General features: G+C 68.8%; 6 protein-coding genes and 1 pseudogene. 3 read left to right on the forward strand and 4 right to left on the reverse strand.

Features of this window, described 5'->3' with window-relative positions; translation table 11 throughout:
* The first annotated feature begins 303 nt into the window (after positions 1-303).
* The gene (locus QP090_RS35925; protein WP_490393334.1) at positions 304-1,413 is read left to right on the forward strand and encodes a ParB/RepB/Spo0J family partition protein; all 1,110 of its coding nucleotides are present in this window, start codon (positions 304-306) and stop codon (positions 1,411-1,413) included.
* A 92-nt stretch (positions 1,414-1,505) separates the two neighbouring features.
* Here QP090_RS35925 and QP090_RS35930 read toward each other — a convergent pair whose 3' ends face one another.
* Positions 1,506-2,780, reverse strand: coding sequence for a serine hydrolase domain-containing protein (locus tag QP090_RS35930; protein WP_285944218.1), 1,275 nt, complete (start codon positions 2,778-2,780; stop codon positions 1,506-1,508).
* A gap of 118 nt (positions 2,781-2,898) precedes the next feature.
* Positions 2,899-3,591, reverse strand: a complete 693-nt coding sequence (locus tag QP090_RS35935; RefSeq protein ID WP_285944219.1) for a hypothetical protein — start codon at positions 3,589-3,591, stop codon at positions 2,899-2,901.
* Positions 3,592-3,771: 180 nt separating this feature from the next.
* Between QP090_RS35935 and QP090_RS35940 the strand changes: the two genes are divergently transcribed.
* The gene (locus QP090_RS35940) at positions 3,772-4,299 is read left to right on the forward strand and encodes a GNAT family N-acetyltransferase (protein WP_285944220.1); all 528 of its coding nucleotides are present in this window, start codon (positions 3,772-3,774) and stop codon (positions 4,297-4,299) included.
* 545 nt (positions 4,300-4,844) lie between these two features.
* Positions 4,845-5,291 carry a histidine phosphatase family protein gene (locus QP090_RS35945; RefSeq protein ID WP_285944221.1) on the forward strand — a complete coding sequence of 149 codons (447 nt, stop codon included), beginning with the start codon at positions 4,845-4,847 and terminating at the stop codon, positions 5,289-5,291.
* 7 nt (positions 5,292-5,298) lie between these two features.
* Here the strand turns inward: QP090_RS35945 and QP090_RS35950 are convergent.
* Together QP090_RS35950 and QP090_RS35955 are read right to left on the reverse strand one after the other, a co-directional pair.
* Positions 5,299-5,406, reverse strand: a pseudogene (locus tag QP090_RS35950) (IS5/IS1182 family transposase); the annotation flags it as partial.
* Between the two features lie 198 nt (positions 5,407-5,604).
* Positions 5,605-6,000: transposase (locus QP090_RS35955; protein WP_285944222.1), on the reverse strand; the 396-nt coding region annotated here is incomplete at its 5' end.

Consider the following 6,000-nt stretch of genomic DNA (forward strand, 5'->3'; position numbering starts at 1 on the left):
GACGCGCCCGGCTTCGCGGGCCGGACGGTCGCCGCGCCGCACGCGGCTAACGGCTCGCGTTCCGCCGGTTAGCCATCGGTAAGGACCCTCGAGGTAGCCTCCGGTGAGGCCGCATCGGGAGACTTCCGAGAAAGAGGAGGAAAGACGCCGGCGTGAGAGCGGACGCCGGTGATGCCCGTGATGCGGCCGGCCGCATCTGCGGCTACTCGAAACAGAGTAACCGAGCGCTGTCATTCGGTGACCCTATTTCCCCTGCACTGGGTTGGCCGAGGCGCGGGCGCGCCTTGGCACAGTGAACGGTGAGTGATCTCCCTTTGTGGTGGTTCAACGATTCCGTTGGAGGCTGGGTCAACATTGGACAGAACCGCACATGACTCACTCTCGAGTGAAAATGCGCTCGTCAGGCATCTTTCGCTCCAGCAGGAGACCATAGAGCGTTCGTCGGTGGTACGGGTGCCCATCGATTCGCTCGCGACGTCGGCATCACCCCGCCTGGACGGCGAGGACGCGCAGCACGTGCGCGCACTCGCGGAATCGGATGCGGCGCTGCCCCCGATCGTGGTGCATATTCCCAGCCGGCGGGTCATCGACGGCATGCACCGGCTCCGAGCCGCGATGCTGCGCGGCGCGGAGGACATCGAGGCACGTCTCTTTCACGGTACCGAGACGGATGGGTTCCTGCTCTCGGTCACGGCCAACATCCAGCATGGTCATCCGCTTTCGCAGGAGGACCGGATGACGGCGGCCGAGCGCATTTTCGACCTCCACCCAGAATGGTCGGACCGGATGGTCGCGATCGTGGTGGGGCTGTCGGGCAAGAAGGTCGCGGCCCTGCGCCGGCGGGTGGCCGCCCACGTCCCGCAGCCCGCCGTCAGGATCGGCCGGGACGGCAGGTCCCGCCCGGTCGACCGCGCGGCCGGCAGGGAGCGCGCCGCGACACTGCTCGCGAGCGATCCGCACGCCTCGCTCCGCCAGATCGCCCGCGCGGCGGGGATCTCTCCCGCCACCGCCGCGGACGTGCGCGCCCGCATCCGCCGCGGCGAAGACCCCATTCCCGCGCGATGCGCCGCGAAGGCGAAGAGCCCGGTACCGGGCGCCCGCCTCGAGGCCGGCGGCCCCGCGCCGAAGCCGCCGTCGACCGATGCGCTCTCGGAGCTCACCGCCACCTTCGAACGGCTCCGCCGGGATCCGTCGCTCCGCTTCACCGATGCGGGACGGACGCTGCTGCGCATGTTCGACGCGTGTCAGGACGTCGTCCGGCACGAAGAGACGATCAAGAAGGGGCTGCCTCCGCACCGGCTGACCCTGACGGCGGAGCTGAGTCGCGCCTACGCGGAGATACTGCAATCGTTCGCGGCGGAATTGCGGGAACTCCAGTCGTCCCAGATGGCGAAGAGCGAAAGCGTCGGCTGAGGGCCCTGGCGGGAACGGCACCGGAGGCTGCCGTTCCCGCGCGGTCTCGACGACCGGTTCACCCGCGCCCGCAGGGCGAGGCCCGCCGCACGCTAGAAGTACGTCGAGGTCAGGTCACCGGTGGGCCAGGTCTTCACGGCGTTCGCGGCCGTGTGGAGGGCGCCGTCGATGGCGCCGTCGCTCGGGGCGCTGCCCTCCTGGCGCTGGTCGAACAGGACCGCCCAGGTCAGCCCGTCGTACCGGCGGACGAGCAGGGTGCTCGTCCCCGCGAGGCTCCCGTCGTGCCAGGTGTTGGTCCCGCCCGTGACCGGGCGGACCTGCCAGCCGCAGCCGTAGTAGTAGCCGTCGGCGTTGATCCCGGTCGCCGGCTTCGCGAACGCCTGCTTGATCGAGGCGGCGTTCAGGACGGTCGTCCCGCCGTCGTAGATTCCGGCGAAGCGGGTCAGGTCCATCGCCGTGCCGAGCCATCCGCCGTGGGCGTCCATGTTCTCAAGGTTGAACGCGCCGTACGGGTAGGCGACCTTCGTGCCGGAGTTGTCGAAGACGGTCGCGCCCGTGTAACCCGAGTAGTAGGGGACCTCGCCGGCCGCCTTCGTCAGCGTGTGGCCGAGGCGCATCCGCGTGATGCCGCGCGGCGCCAGGACCTTCTGCTGGACGTAGGTCGCGTAGCTCTGCCCGGTCACCTTCTCGATGATCCGGCCGAGCAGCAGGTAGCCGTAGTTCGAGTAGGCGTACGCCGTTCCGGGCGCGTGGTCGAGCCTGCGCCCCGACGCGTACGCCATGATGTTCGCCCGCTTGACCGGCAGCGGGATGCCGAGCGCCTTGGCGATCGCGGCGTCCTGGAACATGACGTCGGGCGAGAGGGCGCGGTCCCAGCCGCCGAGGTGCTGGAGGAGCCGCAGGACGGTGACGTCCTTCAGCCGGGTGTCGGCGGTGGTCGACAGCCCGAGCAGCGTCGCGGCCCGGTCGGTGAGCTTGAGCTTGCCGTCCTGGACGAGCCGGAGCACGGCCGTCGCGGTGACCGGCTTGGAGAGGCTGGCGACGCGGAACAGGGAGGTCGGCTGGGCGGCGAGGCTCGCCTGGTCGCTCCAGGTGTAGCCGCGCGACAGCACCAGCTTGCCCTTGCGGACGACCGCGAGCTGCCCGCAGGGGACGTTGCGCGCCTGCATGAAGCTCTTGACCGTCGCGTCGAAACCGGACAGGCCCGCCAGCGCCTTGCCCGTCACCTTCCAGGTGCGCGTGGCGGCGACCGCCCCGGCCGCCCGGACCTTCTCCGGCGTTCCGGACGAGCAGCCGGCGAGCAGCGCGGGTGCCGCCACACCGGCCCCTGCCAGCCCGGCCACCTTCCCGAAGTCCCGCCTGCTCACTGGCCGCACAGTGGTCCCCCCATAGATCGGATGCCTGGAATGCACGATTCTGCACCCTAATGCACCGTGATCTTCAGTGGGCGGTAACGCGAAGGTCGAAGGCCACCTCCGCGGCGGATCAGCGTGGAAGCGGCAGGTCCCCGGTCAGCACCCGGGCGGTGATGGCCCCGACCTCGGCGGCGACCGCGGGAGCCGGAGCGGGCGCGATCACCGTCGTCTCGGTGATGCAGACGTCACGGGGCACCTCGTGGCCGAGGTACCAGCGCCAGGGACCGGGGTCGTAGGGCCCGTCCCAGCCGGCGCCCGAACTGTAGGCGACCGCCAGCATGTGCATGTCCGGCCGGCCGAGCGACAGCACCAGCGGGGCGTCCCCGCCGGGCCCCCAGTCCGGCGACTCGTCGTGACGTGCCAGCACCACGTACCCGAACACCGCCCGGCCCTCGGGGGCCAGGGCCGGGCCCTGTACGGGCTCCGGGCGCCGGCCGAGGTGCTCGCCGGCCGCGGTCACCGCGACGTCGAGCAGCGCGACCGGGTCCACGTCCCCTTCCAGGTCCTGCCATTCCGCGGTGAACCGCTGCTCACACGCGCCCAGGACCCGGGCGGCGAAGGCGTCGCCGTAGGCCTGGAACTGGAAGGTGTCGGCGATGTGGTGCTCGTCCAGAACGCCCCGGACGGCGGACAGGGTCGCCGCGGCGGCGTCGAGCACCGACGGGGTGTACAGGTACACCCTGCTCTCGAGGGCCGCGCGCTCGATCGCGTGGCGGTGCGGGCCGAGCCGGAGGGAGTCCTCCACGACCCCGTCCTCGATCATTCTGGCCATCGTTCACCCCGTTCTCGGCGAATCGCCGTAACCAAGCAGGGACAGCGCGTATTCACAGCCTCCCTGCCCGAGCCCCGTCCGGCAGCCGATTCACGAAACTCCCGGGTCAGGGGACGGTGGTGGTCATCGAGCACGGTGGTGCGACGCCGTTTCGGCGTCCAGAATCGCCGGATGCGTGAAGTGAAGCTGTCCGACGGGATCGTCACCCTGTCCCCGCTGTGCCTGGACGATGCGGAGGCGCACCTCGCGGGGGAGGACGAGCCGATGGTCCGCTGGCTCAACGGTGGACCCGGCACACGCGAGGGCGTCGAAGCCTACATCCGGCACTGCCGGGAGCAGTGGGACACGGCCGGGCCACTCCGCACCTTCGGTATCCGGGTGGGCGCCGACGGGGCGCTCGCGGGGACGATCGACCTGCGCTTCGCGGCAGAGGGCCTGGCTCCCGGCCAGGTGAACGTGGCCTACGGCCTCTACCCGTCCTGGAGAGGGCGCGGCCTGGCCACCCGCGCGGTCGTCCTGGTCTCCCGATACGCGGCGGACCAGGGTGGGAAGGAGCTGGTCATCCAGGTAGAGCCCGAGAACGCCGCATCGGTCGCAGTCGCCCGGAGGGCGGGATTCATCCCCGGCAAGCATGCCCACGGTGAGGACGGGACACGGCTCGACCGGTACATCCGGGACCTTTGCATCGATCCCCCATGACGCCCCTCCCGCGCTGTCTCCGCTGACGGTGTCCGGGCCCAGCCCGGTTTCCGGTGTGCGCCAGCCCCAGCAGTGTTCTGGCCCAGTCTGGGTGACCGGCCCAGCGCACAACGTCCCGCGACACCGCTGCCGAACCGGCGGCCCCGTCCCGGCGGGTTACCGACCGAACTGGCACGTATCTGGCACGTGCCAGTTGGTAAGGGAGAGGGCTGGAGCATAGGGGGTGATGCCGCCCGTTACCCTTTTCTCGTCCCCGCCGGGTCGGCAGGGAGTCAGGTCGCCCTGCCCCGCATTACTCAAGCCCTCTGTTGCTCGCATGATCCGGGTTGTCGTCACCGGGCCTGGGTGGCGTCCGCGGACCGCTCATAGGGACAAGCAGCTTCTGTGACAAAGTCATCGTCTCGCCGTAACGTGGCTGCCAGCAGCCGACGCCAGCTCTGTGACCAGATCGAACACGAGCCTCCGAGCGAGGTAGGGCTTGAGCGCCGAGTGCACGCCGGGGAGGGCTAGTGACGGCGGGAGGTCGATCGCGCAAGATCGTCCTGATGCGGCACGGACAGACGGAATGGAATGTCGAAGGCCGATTCCAAGGCACAACCGACATTCCGCTGGACCCTGTCGGCATCGAACAGGCCGCACGCGCCGCCCGACTACTCGCTGCCCTACGCCCCACCGAGATCATCTCCTCCCCGATGCAACGCGCCGCGACCACCGCCCAAGCGCTCGCCGACGCCACCGGCCTCACCGTCACTTGCGATTCTGACCTCATCGAACGCAGCGGCGGCGGCTGGGAAGGACTCACCAACCACGAGATCCGCATCCGCTACCCCGACGAACATGCCAGCTGGCAACCCCCCGGCGGCGAAACCGGCGAAGAGGTCGCGAAACGGTTCAGCGCCGCTCTCGAACGCGCCTTGGAACGCATCCCCGACGGAGGCCTCCTCGTCGTCGTGTCGCATGGTGCCGCCATACGCATCGGGATGCTGCACTGACCCTTTTTCAACGTGCGTTGCACTCGCGGTTCTGGAGCACGTGGATGGCTTTGGCCAGGTGACCGGCTCGGTGTGGGCAGCAACGTAGCTTGGTGAGGATCTTCCAGCTTTTGAGCCAATGCCATTTAGTTATGCAGCAGGGCTGAAGAGGTAGATTTCCGGTGGGTCTGGATGTCGCGTGCCGCGGTCTGTGGCTTTCTTAACCCGGAAAGAGTTGTGGCGCTGCCGTTTTGCCACTCTCGGGCAGGTGCGCATACGACGGCGGGGATTTGGTCGTTCGGTGATCTCGATTACGGCTTCAGCGGTGGCCCGCTCAAGGTGCTTCGGGGGAAAAATCCGCCGACCCGGTGATCTGGCGGCGGACGACTCTGAGCGAGCGTATGAAGGAGAGCCTGTCGGGATCGATATCAGCCTGGTCGGCCGCCTCCACCATCAGTCTGCGGACGGCATAGTGACTGAGAAGAAGCCCCCAAAGTTCCTGTTCCACCAGGTCCGGGGATTTCGATCGCAGAATCGCGGCCGACCCCTTCTGATGGGTCTTCAACTCATCGATAACGAGCTCGATCTCCCACCGCTCATGGTAGGCCGCGGCCAGCTCAGTCGCAGGGGCCTGCTCAGGATCCAAGATGGTGGTGACCAGAGTGAAGAGCTCTTCCTCGTCTCCTCGACCGAGCACTTGATACTCAAAGACGCGCACATGGAACCCGGG

The organism is Actinomadura xylanilytica (assembly GCF_030283145.1).
GTDB lineage: Bacteria > Actinomycetota > Actinomycetes > Streptosporangiales > Streptosporangiaceae > Spirillospora > Spirillospora xylanilytica.

Coding starts and splice junctions, on each gene's coding strand:
- QP090_RS35935 (WP_285944219.1), bottom strand. CDS start 3,591: ATGATCGAGGACGGGGTCGTGGAGGACTCCCTCCGGCTCGGCCCGCAC.
- QP090_RS35940 (WP_285944220.1), top strand. CDS start 3,772: ATGCGTGAAGTGAAGCTGTCCGACGGGATCGTCACCCTGTCCCCGCTG.
- QP090_RS35945 (WP_285944221.1), top strand. CDS start 4,845: ATGCGGCACGGACAGACGGAATGGAATGTCGAAGGCCGATTCCAAGGC.